Annotated in this window: 22 protein-coding genes and 1 pseudogene; 11 read left to right on the forward strand and 12 right to left on the reverse strand. The window is 70.2% G+C overall.

What is annotated here, in order from left to right:
* Positions 1–24 precede the first annotated feature (24 nt).
* Together ACQPWU_RS32850 and ACQPWU_RS32855 are read left to right on the forward strand one after the other, a co-directional pair.
* Positions 25–588 carry a permease gene (locus tag ACQPWU_RS32850; RefSeq protein ID WP_433428588.1) on the forward strand — a complete coding sequence of 188 codons (564 nt, stop codon included), beginning with the start codon at positions 25–27 and terminating at the stop codon, positions 586–588.
* 12 nt (positions 589–600) lie between these two features.
* On the forward strand, positions 601–1,383 hold the full coding sequence (locus ACQPWU_RS32855) for an alpha/beta fold hydrolase (protein ID WP_433428590.1): 783 nt from the start codon (positions 601–603) through the stop codon (positions 1,381–1,383).
* A 9-nt stretch (positions 1,384–1,392) separates the two neighbouring features.
* Here the strand turns inward: ACQPWU_RS32855 and ACQPWU_RS32860 are convergent, their stop codons facing one another.
* The 4 genes from ACQPWU_RS32860 to ACQPWU_RS32875 form a co-directional block, all read right to left on the reverse strand.
* Complete coding sequence (locus ACQPWU_RS32860) at positions 1,393–2,592, reverse strand: cytochrome P450 (protein WP_433428593.1); 1,200 nt, start codon at positions 2,590–2,592, stop codon at positions 1,393–1,395.
* Between the two features lie 65 nt (positions 2,593–2,657).
* Positions 2,658–3,428: a class I SAM-dependent methyltransferase gene (locus tag ACQPWU_RS32865; RefSeq protein WP_433428596.1), complete on the reverse strand. Its 771-nt coding sequence runs from the start codon at positions 3,426–3,428 to the stop codon at positions 2,658–2,660.
* Between the two features lie 217 nt (positions 3,429–3,645).
* Entirely contained in the window at positions 3,646–4,401 is a 756-nt protein-coding gene (locus tag ACQPWU_RS32870; protein ID WP_433428598.1) for a ZIP family metal transporter, read from the reverse strand.
* A gap of 254 nt (positions 4,402–4,655) precedes the next feature.
* Positions 4,656–6,023, reverse strand: coding sequence for an amidase (locus ACQPWU_RS32875; protein ID WP_433428600.1), 1,368 nt, complete (start codon positions 6,021–6,023; stop codon positions 4,656–4,658).
* Between the two features lie 75 nt (positions 6,024–6,098).
* Here ACQPWU_RS32875 and ACQPWU_RS32880 point away from each other — a divergent pair, with 75 nt between their 5' ends.
* The gene (locus tag ACQPWU_RS32880; RefSeq protein ID WP_433428602.1) at positions 6,099–6,725 is read left to right on the forward strand and encodes a GntR family transcriptional regulator; all 627 of its coding nucleotides are present in this window, start codon (positions 6,099–6,101) and stop codon (positions 6,723–6,725) included.
* A 15-nt stretch (positions 6,726–6,740) separates the two neighbouring features.
* Here the strand turns inward: ACQPWU_RS32880 and ACQPWU_RS32885 are convergent, their stop codons facing one another.
* The gene (locus ACQPWU_RS32885) at positions 6,741–8,069 is read right to left on the reverse strand and encodes an MFS transporter (protein WP_433428605.1); all 1,329 of its coding nucleotides are present in this window, start codon (positions 8,067–8,069) and stop codon (positions 6,741–6,743) included.
* Positions 8,070–8,191: 122 nt separating this feature from the next.
* Between ACQPWU_RS32885 and ACQPWU_RS32890 the strand changes: the two genes are divergently transcribed.
* From ACQPWU_RS32890 to ACQPWU_RS32900, 3 genes are all read left to right on the forward strand, one after another.
* Complete coding sequence (locus tag ACQPWU_RS32890; RefSeq protein ID WP_433428608.1) at positions 8,192–8,878, forward strand: DUF2848 domain-containing protein; 687 nt, start codon at positions 8,192–8,194, stop codon at positions 8,876–8,878.
* A 145-nt stretch (positions 8,879–9,023) separates the two neighbouring features.
* Positions 9,024–10,358: a hypothetical protein gene (locus tag ACQPWU_RS32895; RefSeq protein WP_433428610.1), complete on the forward strand. Its 1,335-nt coding sequence runs from the start codon at positions 9,024–9,026 to the stop codon at positions 10,356–10,358.
* Positions 10,359–10,564: 206 nt separating this feature from the next.
* Complete coding sequence (locus ACQPWU_RS32900) at positions 10,565–13,636, forward strand: S8 family serine peptidase (RefSeq protein WP_433428612.1); 3,072 nt, start codon at positions 10,565–10,567, stop codon at positions 13,634–13,636.
* Between the two features lie 150 nt (positions 13,637–13,786).
* On the opposite strand, the gene ACQPWU_RS32905 is transcribed toward ACQPWU_RS32900, so the two are convergent.
* The 3 genes and pseudogenes from ACQPWU_RS32905 to ACQPWU_RS32915 all read right to left on the reverse strand — a co-directional run.
* On the reverse strand, positions 13,787–14,662 hold the full coding sequence (locus tag ACQPWU_RS32905) for a YceI family protein (protein ID WP_433428614.1): 876 nt from the start codon (positions 14,660–14,662) through the stop codon (positions 13,787–13,789).
* A gap of 79 nt (positions 14,663–14,741) precedes the next feature.
* Positions 14,742–15,353 carry an MSCRAMM family protein gene (locus tag ACQPWU_RS32910; RefSeq protein ID WP_433445347.1) on the reverse strand — a complete coding sequence of 204 codons (612 nt, stop codon included), beginning with the start codon at positions 15,351–15,353 and terminating at the stop codon, positions 14,742–14,744.
* Between the two features lie 198 nt (positions 15,354–15,551).
* Positions 15,552–17,030: pseudogene (locus ACQPWU_RS32915) on the reverse strand (MFS transporter); the annotation flags it as partial.
* A 133-nt stretch (positions 17,031–17,163) separates the two neighbouring features.
* Between ACQPWU_RS32915 and ACQPWU_RS32920 the strand changes: the two are divergent.
* Both ACQPWU_RS32920 and ACQPWU_RS32925 read left to right on the forward strand, forming a co-directional pair.
* Positions 17,164–18,360 carry a cytochrome P450 gene (locus ACQPWU_RS32920; RefSeq protein WP_433445349.1) on the forward strand — a complete coding sequence of 399 codons (1,197 nt, stop codon included), beginning with the start codon at positions 17,164–17,166 and terminating at the stop codon, positions 18,358–18,360.
* Between the two features lie 2 nt (positions 18,361–18,362).
* Positions 18,363–19,013, forward strand: a complete 651-nt coding sequence (locus ACQPWU_RS32925; RefSeq protein ID WP_433428617.1) for a TetR/AcrR family transcriptional regulator — start codon at positions 18,363–18,365, stop codon at positions 19,011–19,013.
* Between the two features lie 70 nt (positions 19,014–19,083).
* Here ACQPWU_RS32925 and ACQPWU_RS32930 read toward each other — a convergent pair whose 3' ends face one another.
* Both ACQPWU_RS32930 and ACQPWU_RS32935 read right to left on the reverse strand, forming a co-directional pair.
* Complete coding sequence (locus ACQPWU_RS32930; protein WP_433428619.1) at positions 19,084–19,245, reverse strand: hypothetical protein; 162 nt, start codon at positions 19,243–19,245, stop codon at positions 19,084–19,086.
* Between the two features lie 163 nt (positions 19,246–19,408).
* On the reverse strand, positions 19,409–19,963 hold the full coding sequence (locus tag ACQPWU_RS32935) for a TetR/AcrR family transcriptional regulator (RefSeq protein WP_433428622.1): 555 nt from the start codon (positions 19,961–19,963) through the stop codon (positions 19,409–19,411).
* Between the two features lie 179 nt (positions 19,964–20,142).
* Between ACQPWU_RS32935 and ACQPWU_RS32940 the strand changes: the two genes are divergently transcribed.
* Genes ACQPWU_RS32940 through ACQPWU_RS32950 form a run of 3 tightly spaced genes read left to right on the forward strand, consistent with a single transcriptional unit; the run spans position 20,143 to position 22,747 of the window.
* On the forward strand, positions 20,143–21,354 hold the full coding sequence (locus ACQPWU_RS32940) for a cytochrome P450 (RefSeq protein ID WP_433428625.1): 1,212 nt from the start codon (positions 20,143–20,145) through the stop codon (positions 21,352–21,354).
* 15 nt (positions 21,355–21,369) lie between these two features.
* Entirely contained in the window at positions 21,370–21,564 is a 195-nt protein-coding gene (locus tag ACQPWU_RS32945) for a ferredoxin (protein WP_433428627.1), read from the forward strand.
* Positions 21,565–21,568: 4 nt separating this feature from the next.
* Positions 21,569–22,747 (forward strand): NAD(P)/FAD-dependent oxidoreductase, encoded by a 1,179-nt coding sequence (locus tag ACQPWU_RS32950; RefSeq protein ID WP_433428630.1) that lies wholly within the window; start codon positions 21,569–21,571, stop codon positions 22,745–22,747.
* 72 nt (positions 22,748–22,819) lie between these two features.
* On the opposite strand, the gene ACQPWU_RS32955 is transcribed toward ACQPWU_RS32950, so the two are convergent.
* On the reverse strand, positions 22,820–23,290 hold the full coding sequence (locus tag ACQPWU_RS32955) for a hypothetical protein (RefSeq protein WP_433428631.1): 471 nt from the start codon (positions 23,288–23,290) through the stop codon (positions 22,820–22,822).
* A gap of 56 nt (positions 23,291–23,346) precedes the next feature.
* Positions 23,347–24,072: a methyltransferase gene (locus ACQPWU_RS32960; protein ID WP_433428634.1), complete on the reverse strand. Its 726-nt coding sequence runs from the start codon at positions 24,070–24,072 to the stop codon at positions 23,347–23,349.
* Positions 24,073–24,086 lie beyond the last annotated feature (14 nt).

Here is a 24,086-nt window from a genome sequence, read left to right on the forward strand (position 1 = left end):
CGTATCCCCACGAAGGGGCGCTGAATGTTCGTCGGACACTTCGGACTGGCCGCCGCGGTCAAGGCCACCCAGCCGCGCGTCCCGCTGTGGTCGCTCATGCTCGCCACGCAGTTCCTCGACGTCGTCTTCGTGGCCCTGTACCTGGCGGGAGGAATCGAGTCCTTCCGGGCCGTCGCCCCGGGGACATACGGCGAGGCCCTGATCGACGCGCAGTACACCCACTCACTGCTGGGTGCGTTGCTGCTTTCCGCGCTGTACGGCGGCCTCAGCGCATGGCGGTGGGGCCGCAGGACCGGGTTGGTGCTGGGTGCGGTGGTGTTCAGCCACTGGCTGCTCGACCTGCTCGTCCACCGCGCCGACCTGCCCCTGCTGCCCGGCAACGCCGGCGGCCTGCCGCTGCTCGGCCTCGGACTGTGGCAGACCCCCTGGGCTACGGCCGCCGTCGAGGGGGTCCTCCTGGTGGCCGGAGCCATCCTGTACTTCCGCTCGGTATGGCGGCGCGCACCCTTCACCTGGCGCGCGATCGTCTCCGGCAGCGTCATGACGCTGCTGCTCGTCCTGGGCCTCGCCGTCGATGTCCTCAGTTAGAAAGGTGCTGACATGTTCATCGACGTACCGGGCGGTCGCCTGGCCTACGACTCCGTCGGCGAAGGGCCGCTCCTCGTGTGCGTACCCGGCCTGGGAGACACTCGCGAGGCCTACCGGTTCCTGCGCCTGCCACTGGTGGAGGCGGGGTACCGGGTGGTGACGATGGACCTGCGGGGCCACGGGGAGTCGTCGGCGGGATGGGACGACTACTCCCAGTCCGCGGTGGGCGGCGACATCGTGGTCCTGCTGGAGGAGCTGGACGCGCCCGGCGCCGTCCTGCTCGGCAACTCGTACGCCGGAGGCGGCATCATCCGCGCCGCCGCCGACGCGCCCGAGCGGGTGGCCGGCATCGTCCCGATCGATGGATTCATCCGAGCCATCCCGCTCAACTTCGCCGTCCGCGCGCTCGTCCGCCTGATCGCCTCGTCCCCGCGGCTGTGGAGCCTCTACTACGCCACGGCGCACCGTACCGCCAAGCCAGCCGACCTGGTCGAACACCGCGCCAAGCTGGTGGCCATGCTGCGCGACCCCGGACGGCACGAGGCGATGCGCACCATGCTCCTCAACCGCGAGCCGGACGCCGAGCAGGCCATCCCCCAGGTCCGCTGCCCGGCCCTGGTCCTCATGGGCGCCAAGGACCCCGACTTCCCCGACCCGGCTGCGGAGGCGCAGACCCAGGCGTCGCTGCTGCGCGGGCAGGCTGTCGTGATCGACGACGCGGGCCACTACCCGATGTCGGAGCTTCCCGGGCGTACGGCCGAGGCTCTGCTGCCTTTTCTGAAGAACATCTTCTGACCGGGGCGCCTAAACCGCTACAGGGAGTCTTGCCGGGCCGCGCAGGTTGATCCGGCCGTTCCACTCCACCTCGCCGTCAAGGGCGAGGCCGGGGAAACGGTGCACCAGGCGCTCGATGGCCACTCGTCCCTCCAGCCGGGCCAGCGCCGCGCCGAGACAGTGGTGCGGGCCCGCGCCGAAGGACACGTGGCTGCGGGCATTCGGGCGGTCCAGCCGGAGCCGGTCGGCGTCCGGGCCCCAGAAGCGTTCGTCGCGGTTGGCCGAGGCCAGGCAGGCGAAGACGAAGGTGCCGGCGGGGATCGTACGGCCGCGCACAGTGTACGGGGTCAGGGTGATCCGCTTGGACTGCTGGACCGGGCTGTCGTAGCGCAGGAACTCCTCCACGGCGTTGGTCGCAAGCTCCGGCCGGGCGCGGAGCAGGGCGAGCTGGTCAGGGTTGCGGAGCAGGGCGACCGTGCCGTTGGAGATGAGGTTCACGGTCGTCTCGTGTCCCGCGATGTAGAGCATGACGACCTGCGCGATCAGTTCGTCGTCGCTGAGCTTGTCGCCCTCGTGCTCGGCGGCGATGAGCGCGCTGAACAGATCGTCGGCCGGGTTCGCCCGTTTCCAGGCGATCAGCTCCTTGGTGACCTCTGTCATCTCCCGGCCGGCTTCGGCGATCTTCTTGAGTACCTCCGGATCGGTGACCACTTGCAGGGACAGAGCCAGCACCCCGGTCAGCTCCCGGATGCGGGCGTGGTCGGTCGGCGGCATGCCGAGCATCTTCGAGATCACCGCGAACGGCAGCGGGAACGCCAGCGCCTCGACGAGGTCGGCGTGCCCGGCCGCCTCGATCCGGTCGAGCGCGGCGTCGACGAGTCCGGTGATCTCGCCTTCCATCGCCGCGACCGAGCGTGCGGTGAACACCTTGCCGACCAGGGACCGCAGCCGCGTGTGGTCGGGCGGGTCGCGATGGACCATGGACATGTTGAGCACGCCGAGGTCCAGTTGGTCCATCTGCTCGCGGATCTGGCCGCCTGTGACCTCCCGGTCGTCGACCGAGAGCCCGGCCCGCAGCAGCGCCGCGATGTCGTCGTACGCGCTCAGGACCCAGAATCCGAACGGATGCTGGTGCACCGGATCGACCTCGCGCATTCGGCGATAGGTCGGGTAGGGGTCGTCGGTGAAACCTGGAGCGAACGGGTTGAACAGCATTTCTGTGGCGGTCATCAACTGCCTCCGGGGGCGTGGCGACGAGATCCTTCGGCGATCAGGGTTTCGCTGCGGGAGTACGGTCAGGCGCGGCGTCCCCACATGGTGACCATCGCGATTCCGATGTCACGGGTATCCGGATCAGCGAGATACGCCAAGGCGCTGTCGACGGTCTCAGATCCGAGTTCGCGCACCAGCGCGGGACGGGCCGCGTTCGCCGTACTCACCCAGAACCGGGCCAGCGCCCCGCCTCCCTCGATCACGGGGACATCGACCGCGAAACCGATCTGCGAGAATCCCAGCTCGGCCATGGGCCGCGGATATCGCCGGCCCGCGTTGAAATCGCTGCCGGTCGTCCGCGCGGCCAGGTCACTCGCCATGGCCGCCGTCTCCCGGTACGCCGTACACGGCGAGGTCGGCGCACCCAGCTCCCAGGAATCGGAGACGACCAGCCAGCCGCCGGGCCGCACCCAGTTCGCCATGCGCCTCAGCACCGCGTCTCGCTCACGCAGGTGCATCAGGACGAAACGTGCGTGCACCAGATCGAACAGGCCCGGATCGAAGGTGGGATCGGTGATGTCGGCCTGGATCTCCCGGAAGCCGCGACCGCCGAGGTTGCGAGTATCGGTGTCGACCACGACCGTTTCCGCGCCGGAATTGCTCATCAGCCACTGGGCGACCGTTCCGAGCCCGGCTCCGACGTCACAGCTTCGAAAGCCTGGGCGGACGAGAGGCCGCAGCCGCTCGAATGAGTACGGGTCGAAGACCTGCGCCAAGGCCCCGAGACGGTCTGCCTCAGCGGGATCCTGGTGCGAGTAGAGCCGGTCTCCATACCGCTCTTCTCCACGGTTCATACAGGGATGGTTCGGCGGTGCCGTGGATTCTCTCTCGACGATCGCTGGACGATCGCTGGAATTCCGCTCACTCCCCCGCTCTGACTGTCAGCGGATCTCGTATCCGCCGATGTCGTTGTCGACGCTCACGCGGGGCGCCGACGCCATCCGGGACACCGGTGCGCGCCGTCGCCGAAGGACAGCGCCGCGGCGCGGTCATGAAGCGGGTGTGGAATCGCTAATCCGCCAGGCGCTCGATGGCGAAAGCCGCCAGGAACCCGATCGTGGCGATGAGCCCCGTGAGAGTGTGCGCGCGTTCGAAGGCCTCGGGGATCATCGTGTCGGCCACCATGGCGAGGATCGCGCCGGCCGCGACGCCCATGATGACCGAGGTGGCCGCCGGCGAGGCGGACTGCATGGTCAGATCACCGAGCAGGGCCGCCAGGCCGCTGGCCAGCGCGATGCCTCCCCAGATGCCGAACACATAGCGGGCGCTGCGGCCCGCGCGCTTCATCCCGGCGGCGCTGGAGAGCCCTTCGGGAACGTTCGAGATGAACACGGCGGCGACCACGGCGGGCCCGACCTTCCCCCCACCCACGAGAGACAGGCCGAGCACCACGGACTCGGGCACGCCGTCGAGCAGGGCGCCGATGGCGATCGCCGCGCCACTCCCCTGGACGTCGGCCTCGCTCGGTTGCTGATCGCCCGAACGCTTGCGGTGCCGGGCGCCGCGCTGGGCCAGCAGCGCATCGGCCGCCACGTAGGCGCAGGCGCCGGCGAGGAAGCCGGCGGCGGTCGGTAAGAGCCCGCCGGTGCGCTCAGCCTCGTCCATCAGCTCGAACGAGAGCGCCGAGATCAGGACACCGGCCCCGAAGGCCATGATCATGGCGATCACCCGCTCCGGAACCCTCTCCCGCCAGGCGACTCCGGCCCCCAGGACCAGTGCCCCGCCGGCCACCAGCCCCCACAGCCCCGCCTGCAGCCATTCCGGCATCACCGCACCTCCACGTACAGAACTGTACGATCTTCGCGCTTCGCATCCGCATCAGGCTCCGGGCGATGGCATGAGCACGGTCAGAAGATGGGGTTCCATCCCATCTTGATCGCCGGCCAGCCTTTCTTCGCGGTACCGATCATCGGTCCGTACCCATGGGCTTCTCCGCCTTCTCGGCGACCCGTCCATGTAACAAGGCACCCCTGCCGAACTCCGCCGACCACATCCCCGCCACATGAGTCTGCCATGGACGATCATCTCCCGGTCAGGCAGTCTGTCATGGCGGTCTGGGAACCGCCGACGACGCTCTCCACGACGGCGGCCAGACCGAGCACGTCGCTGTCGGCGAGCCCGGTCAGCTGCAGGCCGATGGGCGGTCCGGCGGTGGGAAGCGGCAGCGAGACGGCCGGCAGGCCGGTGACGTTGGCCAGCCGGGTGTTCGCGACGAGCCGGGCGGGCAGCGCGCCGTCCTGCGTGGCCGCCTCGACGGTGGGGGCGAGCAGCGGCACGGTCGGGCCGATCAGGGCGTCCACGTCCGCCAGCAACGCTCGGACCTGTGCGATCAGGCCTTGCCTGGCGATCAGGGCATTGTGGTACGTGGTGCCGCCGATCATCGCACCGGTCGCCAGCCTGCCGTACACGTCGGGCCCGTAGTGGAGGGAGCCGAGTGTGGGCTCGTGCACGGCCGCGGCCTCGGTGAACATGATCGCGGTACTCGTGGCGAACACCAGCTCAGGTGCGGGCCCCTCGACGGGGACAAGATCGTGACCGGCCTCGCCGAGGCGGGCCAGCGCGCGCTCCATCGCCTCGCGAACCGGGCCGTCGGCCGCCTCGACATCGCTCGTCAGCACCCCGAACCTGATACGCCCCACGGCCTCGCCGACGGTGTGCCCGAGCGCCCGATGCGCCAGGCAGAGGTCCGCCACATTGCGGGCGTGCAGCCCGACATGGTCCAAGGACGCGCTCAACGGGAAGACGCCGGCGGCCGGATAGAGGCCGAAGGACGGCTTGAAGCCCGCCACCCCGCAGAGGGCGGCCGGAATCCGGATGGAACCCCCCGTGTCGGTGCCGAGGGAGAGCCGCGCGGAGCCGTCGGCGACGGCCGCCGCCGACCCCGAGCTGGACCCGCCGGTGATGCGGCCGGGGGCGTTCGGATTGTCAGGGGTTCCGGTGTGCCGGTTGATCCCGGTGGTCCCGAACGCGAACTCGTGCAACGCGGTGGTCCCGGCCACCTCCGCGCCGGCGCTGATCAGCCGGGCGACGACCTCGGCGGTCACGGTCTCGGCCGCCGCGTGGTCGCGTAGCGCGGAGCCGGCACCGATGGGCCGCCCGGCCAGGGCGATCAGGTCCTTGACCGCCAGCGTCCACCCGTCGAGCAGGCCCGCGCCCGGGCGGACGTCACCGGGCGTCCATCCGTGCGGGGCCGTCCAGGTGTACGGGCCGCCGTCGCGGACATGCCGCGCCCTGCCCTCGCCCTCGGCTGCAACGGGCGGAGGACCGTCGGAGGTGGCCTCCCGCCGGGCCAGGGCGCGGTGAAGACGGCGGATCAGGGTCGCGTCGGCGGCGTCGGACAGCTTGGCCGCGTCGTCGCCGGGCGTTTGTGCGGTCGGGATCAGATCCATATGGTCCTTCTCAGGGGGAGCGGGCATCATGGTAATTTCTGCATACCAGCTGTATGCGATCGATGGTGAGGGCCCGTGCAGTCCGGACGAGACAAGGCGTACGCGTATCTCAAAGAGACCGTGCTGACCGATCCCGACATGCAGGGGAAGTTTCTCTCAGAGCAGGAGATCGCCTCCAGGATCGGCGTCTCGCGCACGCCGATCCGCGAGGCCTTGCTGCTTCTGGCGGCCGAGGATCTCATCCAGCTGGTCCCGAAGCGCGGAGCGCACATCGCGCCGCTGTCGGGCCGCGAGATCACCGAGCTGATGGAGCTGCGCGGCATTGTGGAACGTTACGCGGCCGAGCAGGTCATCGGCTCGGGCAACACGCCACTGCCCGAGCTCTCCGAGCTCATGGACCGCCAGCGCACGCTGAGCGGCCCTGAGCACGCCAGGGAGTTCATCGCCGTGGATCGCCTGTTCCACGCCACGATCGTCTCCGCCGTCGGCAATTCCCTGCTCAGCAGGCACTACGACGGGCTGCGCAGCCGCCAGATACGGGCCGGGGTGATCGCCTTGTACAGCCAGGCCGGCCGTCAGCAGGAAGTGCTCAGGGAGCACTGGGAAATCTACGACGCGCTGGCCAAGGGCGATGCCGAGGCGGCCCGTACGGCGATCAGCGCCCACCTGGAGACGACCCTGAGGGTTCTGCTCGGGGCCTGAGGCGTCCGGCCGGGCTCACCGGGAGCCCACGGAGTTGAGCCGTTCGAACTCCTCGTCCTCCGAGTGGTCCGCGTTCCTGCCCAGATAGACGCCCGCGCAGCTCAGCACCGCCGCGATCGCGATGTAGAGGGCGAGCGGCACCCAGGAGCGGTAACTGCCGAGCAGCGTCGCGAAGAGGACCGGCGCGATCGCCCCGCCGACGATCCCGGCCAGCGTGTACGCCAGCGAGGAACCGGTGTATCGCAGCCGCGGGGAGAACTGCTCGGCGATGAAGGCCGCCTGGGGGCCGTACATGAACGCGTGGATGGCCAGCCCGCCGACGACGCCGATCATGAGCAGCGGCCAGCTGCCCCCGCCGATGGCGGGGAAGAACAGGAACGGCCACACGCCGGCGGCGACGACGGCGCAGCCGTAGAGCGCACGTCGGTTGACCCGGTCGGACAGGGCGCCGGCCAGCGGCATGAGGAAGACCTGCAGGCCCGATCCGATGAGCACCGCGGTCAACGCCGAGCCGCGTGACATGTGCAGTTCCTGCGTGGCATAGGTCAGGACGAACACCGTGAACATGGCGTACAGCACATCGGGGGCGATGCGGCTGAGAATCGAGGCCACCAGCGCGCGGGGCTGCGTGGTGAACACCTCCCGGATCGGTGCCTCCGGCCGGGTCTGGGCCGCCTCCATGGCCTTGAAGACCGGTGTCTCCTCGAGCTTCACGCGGATCCACAGCCCGAAGACCACCAGGACGCCCGAGAGCAGGAACGCCACCCGCCAGCCCCACGACAGGAACTGGTCCTCGCTCAGCAGCGCTCCCAGCAGCGCGAGCACGCCGTTGGCCGCGAGGTTCCCCGCGGGCGGGCCGATCTGCGCGGCCGAGGCGTAGAAGCCGCGCCGGCGCGGGTCACCGAACTCGCTGGACAGCAGGACTGCCCCGCCCCACTCGCCGCCCACCCCGACGCCCTGGCCGAAACGGAGCAGGACCAGCGCGATGGGGGCCGCGATGCCCGCCGTGTCGTAGGCAGGCAGGACGCCGATGAGCAGCGTCGTGACCCCGATGAGAACGAGCGTGGCGATGAGGATCTTCTTGCGGCCCAGCACGTCGCCGAGGCGGCCGAAGACGAAGCCGCCCAGTGGCCGGGAGATGTAGCCGACGGCGTAGGTCGAGAAGGCCAGGATGGTGCCGGTGAACGGGTCCTCCGAAGGGAAGAACAGGTCGCCGAAGACCAGCGCCGCCGCCGCGGAGTAGACCGCGAAGTCGTACCACTCCAGGGCGGTTCCGGTCAGGCTGGCGACGAAGGCGCGGCGGGCTCCTGGCCGGACCGGGGGCGGGGTGTCTGGATTGTGCATGAATGTCGTCCTGTCCTGTGGCGCTGACGCGTTACGGCATACTTGCTGTATACCGTTCGTATGCGCAAGTCCCGCCCTGAGAAGTTAACCGCTTCGAAACGGGCGACCGTCCGAGGAGGACCATGAGCAGGCTGACTTTCACGCTATCCGACGGCTCTCACCAGGCCGTTGACGTCGTACAGGTGTTCAATGCCGGATACGCCGGCCGGAGCCAGGCGGACGTCGCCGCCCACGTGGCCGAGCTCGCCGAGCTGGGAGTGCCCGCCCCCAAGGTCACCCCGGCCCTCTACCCGATCGCGCCCTACCTCGCCCAGCAGACCGGCCACGTCAGCGTCCAGCACGGGCGCACCTCCGGGGAGGCCGAATGGGCGCTGGTGGTCGCGGAGGACGGCGAGCTGCTTCTGACGGTCGCATGCGATCACACCGACCGCGAGCTCGAGGCGCACGGCGTGGCATGGAGCAAGAACGCCGCCCCCGACGTGCTGGCCTCACAGGCCTGGCGCCTGGCCGACGTCCAGGAGCGCATCGACGACCTGACACTCCGGGCCTGGATCACACAGGGCACCGAAGAGGTCGAGATCCAGAACGGCACCCTCGCCGAGCTGCTGCCGCCCTCCTACTGGATCGACGTGCTGCGCGATCGCGGTGACCTGCTGCCGGGCACCGTCCTGATCTCGGGGACGATCCCCATGGCGAAGGACGTGGACCAGTTCGCGGAGGGCTGGCGCGTGGAGCTGGGCGACCCGGTCACCGGCGCCGCCATCCAGCTCGCCTACCAAGTGATCCGGATGCCGGAGCCGATCGGCTGAAACTCCCGGCAATACGCAGGAATCCTCATTAAGTAACGCGGATTGTCCCGTCGACTCGTTGACCTTCCCGGGGGCCTGGGGTAAGAAATGCAGGAAACCTTCATAACAGGGGATGGCGTCGGCCTCCCCGTCCCGGGAGGACAACTTGGTCTCGCGATTAGCCGCCCTGGTCCTGCTGCTCGCCTCCTTATTGATCGTCCCCCTGCCCGCCGACGCCGCCACTGGCTACGCGTTGACGGCCCCCCAACTGGCCCAGGTCCGGCCGTTGGCCTTCACCTCGACCATGGCCGAGCGTGACGCGGTCGCCTCCACCCTGCCGGTGACCAAGGTGAGGATGGACACCGTCATCACCGGCGGCTACTCCACCCGCGCGATCTGCCACCCCACCGACCTCCACCTCTCGGTTCACGTCAGCGGATTCTGCTGGAACAGCACCGACGACACGACCGCGAACTGGTTCCCGCAAGGCCTCACGGGCAGCGGCGACGGCATGAACGGCTCGGTGCTCTACCCGCCCTGCGACGGCTGCGCCGGCCGGAAGATCGTGGCGGTGAGCTGGCGCAGCGGCGCCTCCCACGAATACGGGGCCAATCGCCTGGCCAGGGTCACTTTCGTCGATGTCACCGACGGAATGGCGGGAGCACCCTACCGGCATGTCGTGCTGGTCGAACCCGACGGCACCAGCGAGGGCTTCCACGAGATCGCCACCCACGCCGACGGCATCTCGTGGTACGGCAACAAGCTCTTCCTCGTCACAGGCGGAGACCCGGCCGTGTCCGGCGGCGACCGGTTGGTACGGGTCTTCGACCTCACCCACTTCTGGAAGATGAACTCCACGACGTCAGGGAACGTCGGCTGCGCCGGCGGCGTCTGTTCGGCGGCATACTCGGGCTTCGCCCTGCCGCAGATCGGCTACTACCGGCTCAACTCGCCCGAGGTGTGCGTCAGCCTTGACCTGGCGAGGCCCTGTTTCAACGGCGTCTCCCTCGATCGGAGCGGTGCCGACCACCTCACCACTGTCGAGTACAAGAAGGGCGCCTCTGGCGGGAAGATACTCCGCTGGCCCCTGGACGCGTCCACCGCCCTGCTCAAGACCGGCTCCGACGGGCTCGTTCACCCCACCGAGGGATGGACAAGTCCGGTCTGGGAACTTCAAGGCGGCGTGTTCACCGGCGGCAACGGCATCCTGGTCGGATTGTGCCCCGATGGCGCGCCTCCCGTCAGCTACATGCCGGGCGGCACGGCGAGCATTTACGGCGATTACCGGAAGTCCTGCCTTCACCGCGTCACGGTTTCCGCCGACCGGAGCACACTCGACGTCCACTACATGACAACTGTTCCAGCCAACGCGCAGAACGTCGCGTACTGGCCGGCGAGCGGAGAAGTGTGGCTGGTCAACGAATTCCGCGGCGATTACGCCGGCGTATACGGGAGCGACCGCCTGGTGCTGGCGTTGAGCTGCCCGGATCTGAGCTGCTGAGGCTGCCGGTCGTCACAGGCGGTCAGGTGACGACCGGTGCCTTTACAGAACCTGTGTTCCATTTGTTACCGAAGTGCGATCTGAAGCGTTTGTGGCGGGTTCACTCTTTGATCAGCTCTATCCCACGCAGCAACCCGAGGTGATCCTTGAAGAGGCGTCCGCTTCTCGCAGTGCTCGCGTCCGCGGGAATTGCGATTCCGCTGACCATGATGCCGTTAACCGCGAACGCAGAACCCGCCCGCCCAGATCGCTTCCAGCATCTGGACGGCGCGTTCGGCTACGCCGGTTTCAAACCAGCCGCGCTCGATCCCACCCGGCAGCTCAAGGTCCTCATCCAGGTCGACGGTACGCCGGTCGGCGACGCCGCCGCCGACGCCGCCGAGGCCGGCAAGACGGTCGACAGGCCGAGCTTACGTGCCGCGCTCCACGGCAAGCAGCAGAGCGTCGAGGAGAAGGTGAAGGCGGAGGGTGGACAGGTCCTCACCACCTATACCGACACCTTCAACGGAATCGCCGCCTCGATTCCACAGCGCAGCCTGCCGGCGATCCAGCAGACCCCCGGAGTGCTCTCCGTGCACCCGGTACGCACGTTCAGAGCCGACAACACCGCCGCCATCCCTTATATCGGGGCCCCGCAGACGTGGCAGGACCTCCACAAGACCGGCACAGGCGTCAAGGTCGCGATCATCGACACCGGAATCGACTACACGCACGCCAACTTCGGCGGCTCGGGCAATCCGGCGGACTTCGAGGGCAACAACGGCGCCGTGATCGAGCCGGGCACCTTCCCGACCGCCAAGGTGATCGGCGGTTATGACTTCGTGGGCGACGACTACGACGCCAACGACCCCGCCTCGACGCCCAAGCCCGACCCCGACCCGCTCGACTGCAACGGCCACGGCTCCCACGTGGCAGGCAGCACGGCCGGCTTCGGCGTGACCGCTGACGGCAAGACCTACACAGGTCCGTACGACTCCACCACGCACACCAGGACCTTCAAGGTCGGACCGGGTGTGGCGCCGGCTGCCTCGCTGATGGCCTACCGCGTCTTCGGCTGTGAGGGTTCGGCCAGCGAGGACGTCATCGTCTCGGCCATGGAGCGGGCGCTCAAGGACGGTGCCGACGTCGTCAACATGTCGCTCGGCTCGCCCTTCGGCCGCATCGACGAGCCGTCGGCGCAGGCCGTTCGAACGCTGACCCGCGCGGGCGTGACGGTGGTCGCCTCCGCCGGCAACTCGGGACAGAACGCCTACCTGGTCGGGGCACCCGCCATCGCCCCGACGGCCATCTCGGTCGCCGCCATTGACGCGGCACGTGCTCAGCTGCCCGCGGCGAAGATCTCAGCGAACGGCACCGAGGTCATCGCGCAGAACTCCAACGAGGCGGCCCTGCCCTCGGGAACCCTGCCCATCGCGGTGCTGCGTACGAGTTATCCGTCCGGCCCGCTCTCGCTGGGCTGCGATCCCGCCGACTTCACCGCCTACCCAGGCGGAGTGACCGGCAAGCTCGTGATCACCCTGCGCGGCTCCTGCGCCCGGGTCAAGCGGGCCATCCTCGGCCAGAAGGCCGGCGCCGCCGCGGTTGCGATGATCAACACCGACAGCGCGTACCCGCCCCTGGAAGGGCAGATCACCTCCGACCCGGACACCGGTGAGTCCTACACGGTCACCATTCCGTTCCTCGGCATCAAGAGCACCGACGGCGCCGCGGCCGCGTCGCTGGACGGCAAGAGCACCACGCTGGCGGCGCTGACCGTGCCCAATCCCAGCTACGCCCAGCTCGCCTCCTTCTCCTCCGGCGGCCCGGCCAACGTCAGCAGCTTCCTGAAGCCGGACGTGACCGCGCCCGGCGTCGCCGTCGTCTCGACCGGGGTGGGCACCGGCTCCGGCGCCGCGACGATCTCGGGCACCTCGATGGCCTCACCGATGGTCGCGGGCGTGGCCGCGCTCGTGAAGCAGGCTCATCCGCGCTGGCGTCCCGGCCAGATCAAGGCGGCGATCGTCAGCACCGCCGACGCCACGTCCAAGATCACGGGCTACACCGCCAGGGTCGCCGGCTCCGGTGTCGTGGCCACGCGGCAGGCGGTCGGCGCCTCGGTGATCGGTGAGGCGAAGGACGGCTCGGCCAACCTGTCGTTCGGCCTGAAGTCGCTGAACGGCGCCTACAGGCAGAGCGAGAGCTTCACCATCCGCAACACGGGCAAGACCCCGGTCACCTATGACCTGGCGGCCGCCTTCACCGGTCAGTCCTACGGCGCGAAGGTCTCGGTATCTCCCGCGACCGTGACCGTGGGCCGGGAGAGCAGCCGCACCGTCCAGGTCACGCTGTCGCTCAGCGCTCAGGCCGTGGCCGCGCTTCCCGCCGCCGAGACCTCCAACTTCGGTACGGTCGTCCACATCCAGGGTGCGGTCACCGCCACGCCGCGCACGGCCGCCGAGGGCGTCTACCCGCTGCGGGGCGCGTTCCTGCTCGTCCCCGACGCCGAGTCCCAGGTGCACTCGTCCAAGCCGGGCAAGTACACGGCCGGTGACGGCGGGCTCGTGACGTCTGTCGATGTACGCAACGACGGTGTGCACCCCGGCTCCGCGGACGTCTACGCCTGGGGCATCAGCGACGCCGACGACGTCAAGGGCGCCGAGGACTCGATGGACATCCGCGCGGTCGGCGTGCAGACACTCCCCGGTTCGGCACTCGGCGGCGCCGACACCGACCGGGCGCTGGTCTTCGCGGTCAACACCTCCGGCCGCTGGTCCAACGCCTCGGCCAACGAGTTCGACGTCTCGATCGACGTCAACAACGACGGAACACGCGACTACTACCTGGTCGGCGCGGACTACGGGCTGGTCACCACGGGCGATTTCGACGGGCGATTCGCCACGTTCGTCTTCAAGGCCGACGGGTCCATGGTGGACGCGTGGGTGGCCACGGCTCCCATGAACGGCGGCACACTGTTGATGCCGCTGCTCGCCTCCGAGGTGGGCCTGACCGAGGGCGCCTCACGCTTCACCTACTCGGCGACCGGTTTCTCGCTGATTCCCGACGGGCTCGTCGACGAGACCGAGGCGGCGGCGTTCGACGCCTTCGCTCCGGCGATCTCCACGGGGGCGTACGTGCCGCTCGCACCGGGCGCCTCCTCCAGCGTCCAGCTGACCGTGGACCAGTCGAAACTCGCCGCCACGCCGGCGAAGGGCTGGCTCGTGGTCACCCTGGACGACCGCGGCGGCGATCAGGAGGCCGACCAGGTCGGCTTCGGGAAGCTACCCGCCACCCAGCCGTAACCCGGCACGGTCGCCCGGCCCTGGGCCTGGATCATCCAGGGCCGGGCGGCCATCCCACCGCAATGGCGGCTGCTCGCCGGACCGATCTCACGCGGCGGGCGGCGCGCCGACGGCCTCCTCGAGATCCTCACCGCGGGCCTGGCGAACCCCCTACGGCAGGGATGAGCCCTGCACGGCCTGGATGTCCAGCTCCACCTTCAGCGTCGCGCCGATCAGATTGACCCCGGCCCGCACTACCTGGTTGTACGTCATCGCGAAGTCCTCGCGGCGCAGTTCGGTCTCGGCCCGGAACGCCGCCCGCAGGCCGCCCCACGGGTCCGGGCCGGTCCCCAGGTACGCCAGGTCGAGATCGACGGGCCGCGCCACCCCGGCGAGCGTCAGCGTCCCGTGCACGATCCACCGGTCGGGGCCGGCGGGGGTGAGCCCGGTGCTGCGGTAGGAGATCATCCGGTACGAGGCGGCGTTCAGGAAGTCGGCCGAGCGGAGATGGTCGTCCCGCATGTTGTTCCCCGTGTCGATCGACGCGGCGACGATGTCGGCGGCCACCGCGGAGGTCTCCGGGGTCGGGCCGATCTCGATCCGCCCACCGAACTCGGTGAACCGCCCCCGGACGGTGCTGAGCCCCAGATGCTGGGCCGTCGCCGCGATCGTGCAGTGGGCGGGATCGAGCGTCCAGATCCCGGGCGGGGGAAGGTCGGCGCCGCCCTGCCGGGCCAGCACCACCGTGCCCAGCTCGGCGGTGCCGGATCCGGTGGCGATCGCCGTCATGGCGGCAGGGGCGTACCCGACCGCGGTGGCGACGACCGTGTACACGCCGGACGCCAGGGGGCCGCTCGACACGACGCCGTCGGCGTCGGCCTCGGCCCGCACGACCTGCTGTCCGGTCATGTCGGTCACCGTGACGATCGCCTGCTGCACGGGCCACCCGTCCTTCGTACGGATCAGGGCGTGCAGGCCCCGGCGGCCGCTCGGGCCGCGCTGCTCGGCCTGCCGGCTGGTGTGAGCGGCCTCTTGGCTGGTGTACATGGTGCTCCTGCTCTCCCTGCTCGTTCCTTCGGAGCAGTCCTTACGATCTCGCCGGAACGACTGCTCCGGGCGTTGGGCGCTACTCGGCGTGGGCCAGCCACAGGTCGCGGTCGTCGTCGTCCCGGCCGTTGATGGTCACGGTGTCGGCCACGGGCGGGTATCCGGTGGCGATGAGGGTGTACTGGCCGCCGGTCAGGTCGGCGAAGGCGTATGCGCCGTCCTCGCCGGTGGTCGTGGTGCCGACCACGTTCCCGGCCGCGTCCAGAAGCGTGACCCGCGCGTCGTTCAGCGGGCCGCGGTCGCGCACCCGTACGGTGCCCCGGATCAGGGCGCCGGGCCGCAGCTCGACGTCCTGCCTGGTCTGGCCGGTGCCGATGACCTCGACGGGAACGGCGGCCGGGCGGAAGGAGTCCGCGCTGACCGCGAGCGTATAGCCGCCGGAGCTCACCCCGGAGAAGCCGTAGGAGCCCTCCGCGTCGGTCGCGCCCGTGGTGACGACCTCGCCGCGGACGTCGGTCAGCACGACCACCGCCCCGCGCACCGGCTTGCCGTCCAGGTCGCGTACGACACCGGTCAGCTTGCTGGAGCCGGCGAGGATCAGGTTGAAGTCGACCGGCTGGTCCCCCACGACGAGGGTGGCCACCTGCGGATCGCGGTCGGCGGCCGACGCGATCAGGACATAGGTGCCCATGCCGGGCGTCCAGATGCTGTAACTGCCGTCGGCCAGGGGCAGGGACCGGCCGAGCTGGTGGCCACGCACGTCGACCAGCGTCAGCGTGGCGTGGCCGAGCGCGCGGCCGTCATCGCTTCTGACGAAGCCGCGGATCTCGACGCCGCCGTCCGGCCTGTTCGCCCAAGGGTCGCCGGCCGACGCGAACGCGTCCTCGGAACGTGCCGGGGCGTCCGCGGGGGCAGTCGCCGTGGCGGGGGCCGCGTGCGGAGCCGCCGCGGCGGCGGTCGCGTTCCGGCGCGGGAGGAAGGAGGCGAGCACGAAGGCGAGGAGCGCCGCGCCGGCACCGACGGCCATGACGACGCGGAAGCCGTCCTGGGAGGGAAGCGTGGCGGGGCCGAGCTTCATGGTCATCTGGGCCAGGACGACACCCGCCACGGCGCTGGAGACGGAGGTGCCGACGGCGCGCATGAGGGTGTTGAGGCTGTTGGCGGCGGCCGTCTCGGTCACTGGCACGGCCCCCATGACGAGGGCGGGCATCGAGGCGTACGCGAATCCGATACCGGCTCCGATGACGCAGGAGACCAGGACGAGATGCCAGATCTCGGACATCAGAGCGATGTTGAGACCGTAGCCGGCGGCGACGATGACGGCGCCGATCATCAAGGTCACCTTGGGCCCCATGGCCGCGGACACACGTGCCGACAGGGGCGCCATGACCATCATCACCAGGCCGGACGGCGCCATCACCAGGCCCGCGGCCAGCATCGACTGCCCCAGTCCGTAGCCGGTGGCCTCAGGCAGCTGCAGCACCTGCGGCAGCACCAGGGACATCGCGAACATCGAGAAGCCCATCATGGTGGAGGCGAGGTTGGTGAACAGCACCTGACGCCGTGCGGTGGTGCGCAGGTCCACCATCGGCTCCCGGATGCTCAGCTCCCACCATCCCCACAGCAGCAGCACCACGACCGCCGCTACGAACAGGCTGATGGTGAGGGCGTCGCCCCAGCCCCAGTCGGCGCCCTTGGAGATCGCCAGGAGCAGGCACACCAGCGCGGCCGACAACCCGGCGGCGCCGACCACGTCGAACCGGCCGCCGCTGCGCACCGCCGATTCGGGCACGAGCATCAGTACCACGACGAGGGCCACGGCGCCGAGACCCGCCGCGGTCCAGAACAGCGCGTGCCAGTCGGCGTTCTCGGCGATGAGGGCGGCGGCCGGCAGGCCCAGGGCACCGCCCACGCCGAGCGAGGCGCTCATGAGGGCGGTCGCGGAGCCGAGCCGCTCGGTGGGCAGTTCGTCACGCATGATGCTGATGCCGAGCGGGATGACGCCGGACGCCAGGCCTTGCAGGCCCCGCCCGATGATCATGGGTGTCAAGGTGTCGCTGAAGGCGCACAGGACTGATCCGGCGACCAGCAGGACCAGGTTGACCAGGAGCATGCGCCGCTTGCCGTACATGTCCCCCAGCCGTCCCCACACCGGCGTGGCGACCGCGCTCGCGAGCAGCGTGGCGGTGACCGCCCAGGTGGTGTCGGACGCCGAGGCTCCCAACAGCTTGGGAAGTTCGGGAATCAGCGGGATGACCAGGGTCTGCATCAACGACACGACGATCCCGGCGAAGGCGAGCACCACCACGAAGGTGCTCGACCGCGGCGGCCCGGCCGCGTGAGAAGGATGGGCGGAGATTGTGGCCATGCGAAGACTCCGTTACGGGGGTTGGGGAGGAGAGCAATGAGGTATACGGTAAATCAGTCGCTTGACTTAAGACTAACAGCATCGATTTGCCAGTCAGATCGAAGGAGGGTTCCTCGTGAGCCAAGGTGAGCAGATGTTGAGCTATCCGGTTCCGAGCGAGGCGGCGCTGGAGCCGCCCGCGGAGTGGGCGGAGCTGCGTCAGCAGTGCCCGGTCGCGCGGATCAAGCTGCCCAGCGGCGACGAGGCGAAGCTGCTCACCCGCTACGAGGACGTCAAGCAGGTGCTGTCCGACCCACGCTTCACCCGCCAGCTGAACGCCGGCGACGCCGCCCGGATCTCCGCCAACCAGTCGGGCGGCGTGTTCAACTCCGGCTCAGCGAAGGCGCTGCCCCAATCCGGCGAGGGCCACCTGCGGTGGCGGCGGATGGTCGGCAAGTGGTTCACCGCCAAGCGCATGGCCGCGCTGCGGCCGGGGATCGAGGCGATGGCCGAGCGGCTCATCGACGAGATGGTCAAGTCCGGCCAGCCGGCCGACCTCAAGGCGAGCCTGGGCTTCCCGCTGCCGGTCTGGGTGATCTGCGACATGCTCGGGGTCCCAGACTCCGATCGGGACAGGTTCTCCCACTGGTCCGACACACTGCTCAACCTGACCCGCTACACCGACGCGGAGATCCAGGCGGCGCGGACCGAGTTCTCCGCCTACATGGCCGCCCACATTGCCGCCAAGCGGGAGGAACCGAGCACGGATCTGCTCAGCGAGCTCATCGCGGCCTCCGATGCCGACGGCTACCGGATGTCCGAGGCCGAACTGGTGGCCACCGGCCTCGCCCTGCTGATGGCCGGGCACGAGACCACGGCAAATATGATCGGCAAGATGATGAGCATGCTGCTGGCCGACCGGCGGCGCTGGGAGCGGCTGCTGGCGGACCCGTCGCTGGTGCGTACGGCGGTGGAGGAGGCGCTGCGCTTCGACGCCAACTCCGGCTTCGGCATGCCGCGCTACATCGGCGAGGAGGCCGAGGTCGGCGGGACGGTGCTGGCGCGCGGCACGACCGTGGTGTGCAGCATGGCCGCGGCCAACCGCGACGAGACCACCTTCGACGGCGCCGGCGAGATGGATTTGGGCCGCAGCCCCAACCCGCACCTGGCCTTCGGCGCCGGCGCGCACTCGTGCCTGGGGCAGGCGCTGGCCCGCACCGAACTGCAGGCCGTGCTCGGGGTGCTGCTGCGCAAGCTCCCCTCCCTGGAGCTCGCCGTCCCGGTGGAGGACCTGCGCCGGCTCGAAGGACTCGTCGTCGGCGGCCTGCGGGAAGTCCCGGTGCGGTGGTGACGATGACAGGCAAGACCGATCGGGCCGAGCGGGTCAGTGTGACCCGCGAGCGGATCCTGACGGCGGCGGAGCGGCTGTTCGCCGAGCATGGGGTGTTCGCCGTGTCCAACAGGCAGGTCAGCGAGGCCGCCGGGCAGGGCAACAACGCGGCGGTCGGCTACCACTTCGGGACCAAGACCCACCTGGTACGCGCGATCGCCCGCAAACACGGCGAGCCGATCGAGCGGATACGCGAGCGGATGCTGGCCGACCTCGGCGACTCCGCCGACGTGCGTGACTGGGCCGCCTGCCTCGTGCGCCCGGTCACCGAGCATCTGGACGCCCAGGGCTCGCCGACCTGGTACGCCCGCTTCGTCGCCCAGGTGGTGACCGACCCCGCGCTGCGCGCGATCATGGCTGAGGAGACTCGCTCCTCCCCCTCGCTGCGACGGACTCTCGAGGGATTTCACCGGTGCCTGCCGGAACTGCCGGCCGAAGTGCGTGCCGAGCGCAGCGACATGGCACGTCAGCTGATCACGCACATGTGCGCCGAGCGCGAACGCGCTCTCGCCGAAGGCACCCCCACACCGCGCTCCAGCTGGCACGACGCCGCGACCGGGCTGATCGACGCGCTCGTCGGGGTGTGGTTGGCGCCCGTGACCCCCGACCCTTGATGGTGCGCGGCCCGGTCACGGCGGCGACTGGGCGTTGCGGGTCGCGACGGCCCTGATGGCCCCGGCCGCTCTATCGCTGACCGGCCGGCCACTCGTCGAAGGTGGTCGGTGCGATGCGGGCTCCCTCGCCGGGCAGCAGCACGTCGCCGGCCATCCCCGTGCCGAACAGCCCCGACCAGGTCGGCACGAGCTTCACCTCACGGCCGAGCGCCTGGTTGGTGCGCCGGGCCATGTCCACCAGGTCCTGCGGCTCGGGCCCGGCGACGTCGGCATAGCGTCCCTTCGGCCTCGGCGCGCAGCACGTCGCCGGAGGTGACGCCCTCGGCCGGTGCCTCGTACTACGCGTAGAGCACGCCGACGACCGCTATCTGCGCCTGAACCTATCAGGGCGGTGATCAGGCGTTCAGGCCCCGGCGCAGCAGTGTCCACGCGCGTGCGGCGGCGACGCGCCGGGCGGGCGCCGGCCTCTTGGCGATGACCGCGGCGAGCATGCCCACGGCCAGGACCACGTCCTCGGCCGTGAGGTCGGCGCGGACGCGCCCGGCGCGCCGGGCCTCGGTGAGCTTGCCGGCGAGCACGTCGGCCACGCGGTGGTGCACCGCGATGATCCGGGGGTCCGCGGGGGACACGCTGACCATGTCGATGAACGCGGTCGAGGCGATGGTCTGCTCGATGATCAGGGCCAGGACGTCGTCGAGCGTGGCGCCGGGCTCGGCCGCCAGCGCCTCCACCTCGGCGACGGCGTCCTCGAAGGCGGCCATCGCGAGGCTGATGCGGTCGGGGAAGTGCCGGTAGAGGCTGCCCTGACCGACCCCCGCCGCGCGGGCGACCATGCTGAGCGGCGCGTCGTAACCGGCGGTGGCGAACACCTCGCGAGCCGCCGCGATCAGCGCCGCCCGGTTCTGCGCCGCGGCACCGGGGCCTCTGTTCGTCCGGCGCGTGTCAGGCATGGTGGCAACGATAGCAACCGGACATCAAAGTCCGCTCTTCTGACATTGACTTTCCCTTTACTCGACATCTGCCAGAAGAGCAAGCTACGGTGTTACCGGACAATCTTGTCCGGTTGGCGCCGGTCGCCCGGCCGCTCAGCGCAGCTCAACCCCCGGTTCTGTATGACTTTGGAGGAAGTGTGAGCGACACCACTCAGCAGGTACCGCCGTATCCGTTCCCCGCGCCCAGCGCTCTGGAGCCGCCGCAGGAGTGGGCCGAGCTGCGTCAGGGCTGTCCCGTGGCGCCGATCCGGCTGGCCAGCGGCGACCAGGCGCTGCTGCTCACGCGGTACGCCGATGTGAAGCAGCTGCTGTCGGACCCCCGCTTCACCCACCACCTGGTCGCCGAGGACGCCGCCAACGTCACCTCGAACGAGTCCGGCGGCGTGTTCGGCAACGGCGGCGGCTCGCGCGTGAGCGACGACACCCACCGGGAGTGGCGCAAGCTGATCGGCAAGGCGTTCACCGCCAAGCGGGTGTCGACCATGCAGCCCAGGATCGAGGCGATGGCCGAACACCTGGTGGACGAGATGGTCAAGCAGGGCTCCCCCGTGGACCTGGTCACGGCCCTCGGCTTCCCGCTGCCGGTATGGGTGATCTGCGACCTGCTCGGCGTGCCCGACTCCGACCGCGACAGGTTCGCGTACTGGTCCGACACGCTGCTCAGCCTGACCAAGTACACGCAGGACGAGATCGACGCCGCCCAGGCCGAGTTCACCGAGTACATGCGCGCCCACGTGGCGGCCAAGCGCGCCGAGCCGGGCGACGACCTGATCAGCGAGCTGATCTCGATGGTCGGCGCGCTCGACGGCAAGGTCACCGAGGAGGTCATGCTGATGACCGCCCAGGGACTGCTGGTCGCCGGGCACGAGACCACCGCCAACATGATCGGCAAGATGGTCGCGATGCTGCTGGCCGACCGCACCCGCTGGGAGCGGCTGGTGGCCGACCGCACGCTGATCCGCCCGGCGGTCGAGGAGTGCCTGCGCTACGACACCAACTTCGGCTTCGGAATCCCCCGCTACATCAGCGAAGAGGTGGAGGTCGCCGACACCACGCTGCCGAAGGGCACCACCGTCATCTGCAGCCTGTCGGCGGCCAACCGGGACGAGGGCGAGTTCGAGGACGCCGCCGAGATGGACCTGACCCGCTCCCCCAACCCGCACCTGATCTTCGGCGCCGGCCCGTACGCCTGCCTCGGCCAGTCGCTGGCGCGCACCGAGCTGCAGACCGTGCTCAAGGTGCTGCTCGACCGGCTCCCCACGCTGGAACTGGCCGTGCCCGCCGAGGAGCTCTCCCGCCGCGAAGGGCTCCTCGTCGGCGGCCTGGAGCAGGTCCCGGTCACCTGGTAATTGAAGGGAACCTTGATGAACATCACCGTTGACGCCGACAAGTGCTGCGGCGCGGGACAGTGCGTGCTGCTCGCTCCCGAGGTGTTCGACCAGGGCGAGGACGACGGCATCGTGATCCTGCTGGACGCCTCCCCCGCCGCGGAGCACCACGCCGCGGTCCGCGAGTCCGCCAGCGTCTGCCCGGGCGCCGCGATCACCGTGGAGGAGTGACCCCTTGACCGACGTCCTGATCGTGGGTGCCTCCGCCGGCGGCCTGGCCGTCGCGGAGGCGCTGCGCCGCAAGGGCCACCAAGGCGGCCTGACCCTGCTCGGCGCCGAACCACACCCGCCCTACGACCGGCCACCCCTGTCCAAGCAGGTCCTGTCCGGGGCGTGGCAGAGCGAGCGGGCGCACCTGCGGGCCGAGGCCCAGCTCGCCGAGCTGGGCGCCGAGTTCGTCCTGGGAGATCCGGCGGTACGGCTGGCCCCGGCGGCGGGCCAGGTGGCGAGCGCGGCTGCCGCGGCGCACGAGGTGGTGACCGCGTCCGGGCGGACCCTGCGCGCTGAGGCCGTGGTCCTGGCCACCGGGCTCACCCCGTCCCGGCTCCCCGGCCAGGACGGGCTGGCGGGCGTGCACGTGCTGCGCACCCTGGACGACGCGCTCGCCCTGCGGGCCCATCTGCTCGACGGCCCCCGGCTCGTGGTCGTGGGCGAGGGCGTGCTGGGCGCCGAGGTCGCCGCCACCGCGCGCGAGATGGGCCTCGACGTCACCCTCGTCGGCCTCGGCCGCGCCGTCCTGGCCGACCTGATCGGCGACCCGGCCGCCACGCTGCTCACCCGGCTGCACGCCGAGCGCGGCGTCCGGCTGCGGCTCGGTGTGGGGGTCGAGAGCCTGGCCTCCGAGGGCGGCCGGGTCACAGGGGTGCGCCTGGCCTCCGGCGAACTGCTGCCGGCCGATGCGGTGGTGGTGGCGATCGGCTCCCGCCCGGCGACCGCCTGGCTCGACGGCAGCGGGCTGCCGGTGGGCGACGGCGTGGAGTGTGACGCCCGGCTGCGCGCCGCCGACGGCGTCTACGCCGTGGGCGACCTGGCCTCCTGGCACCATGAGACGCTCGACCGCAGGCTACGGCTGGAGAACCGGACCAACGCCGTCGAGCAGGCCCAGGTCGTGGCGGCCAACATCCTCGGCGAGGAGCGCGCCTACACGCCCATCCCCTACTTCTGGACCGACCAGTACGACGTCAAGATCCAGGCCCACGGCTTCCTTTCTCGCGACGCCGAGGTCGAGGTCGTGGAGGGCGATCCCGAGCAGAACCGCTTCGTCGCCCTGTACCGCCTCGGCGGCGAGGTCGCCGGAGTGCTGGGCTGGAACATGGCCAAGGCCGCCCGCCTGCACCGCCAGGCTCTCACCTGAGGGTGGCGACGACCTGGGGAGGTCGATCATGGGCTGGACCGCCCGTGGCGATCTCCCCGCGCGATCAAGCGATCACCACTGCTCGGCCCCTGCGTCGACGCGTGTGAAGGTGGCGCTCCCCATGGCCGCGCGGGCGCCCAGCACGTGCCCGTCGCACATTTTCGTCTCCGTCCCGGCCGGGTCGGTCACCTTCCAGGTCACCGGCTCGCGGCACGGCTGGCCGAGCCGGTCATAGTTCCACTCGAGGCGGCACACCCGGCACGTGGAGACGCCGGCGCGGGAGGACAGCGTGTTGCCGTGCTCGGGGCAGACGCCCCAGCCGATGCCGCACACCGGCTGGGACCTGAGCCTGGCCAGGTCTTCGGCCGCGTGCTGCAGGTCCTCGGCGCCTCTGGCGAGCCAGTCCGCGGCATGCCAGGCGGCCCCAAGGTGATCGCGTTCGGGAGATCCGGCCGGGACGCTGCCGCAGAGTTCCCGGACCTCGGCGGTGAGTGTCTCGGCGCGGCTCGCGAGGGCGCGCAATTGTGCGGGAGTGACGGTCATGCGGGCTTCCATCTCGGGAGGGGACTGATTGCTGATCTGCGCCCATAGGTCATGGGTCAGGTCAGGCGGAAGGTGAAGTAACTGACCGACTGGCCGTCCTTGGCCAGGTCCTGCTGGGCGACGACCTCTACGGCGAAGCCCTGCTCGTCCATCAGATGTCTGAGGTACAGCAGGTCTCCGGAGCTGCCGAAGGAGATCAGCATTCTGCCCGCCGGGGTGAGATGCTCTCTGGCCTGGCGGAAGAAGGACGTCATGGCCCGGTAGTTCTCGTCGGTGGTGGCGGCCTCGAGCAGATCGCGCGGGGAGAACCAGCGGAACGGCGGATCAAAGACGATCAGGTCGAACCGCCCGTCGACGTCGCCGAACACGTCACTGAGCCTGACCTCGACCCGGTCGGCGACGCCGTTGCGCTCGGCATTGCCGCGTGCGGCCTCGACGGCTACGGGGTTGATGTCGACCGCCAGCACCTGTTTCGCGGTCGAGGCGGCCAATATGGCGTTGACGCCGCTGCCGGTGCCCATGTCCAGGACACGGTCTCCCGCCCGCACCTCGGCCAGGACGGCCTCGCCCAGCAGATGCGACATCCCGGTGATCGGCTGCACCTGCGGCGGGACTACCACGGTCCTGCCCAGATAGGTGAAAGTCTGCTCGGTGACGGCCTCGGCCCTGGCGGCCTGGTAGGCCCGCTCGTGCCAGCGGCGGATGAGCTCGGCCTGCTCCGGAGCGACCATGGGGGTGTAGCCGGCGCCGGCGGGGTGCGGATCTTCCTCGCGGTGGCCCATGACCAAAACCTATT

The organism is Nonomuraea sp. CA-141351 (assembly GCF_050944675.1).
In the GTDB taxonomy this organism is placed as follows: domain Bacteria; phylum Actinomycetota; class Actinomycetes; order Streptosporangiales; family Streptosporangiaceae; genus Nonomuraea.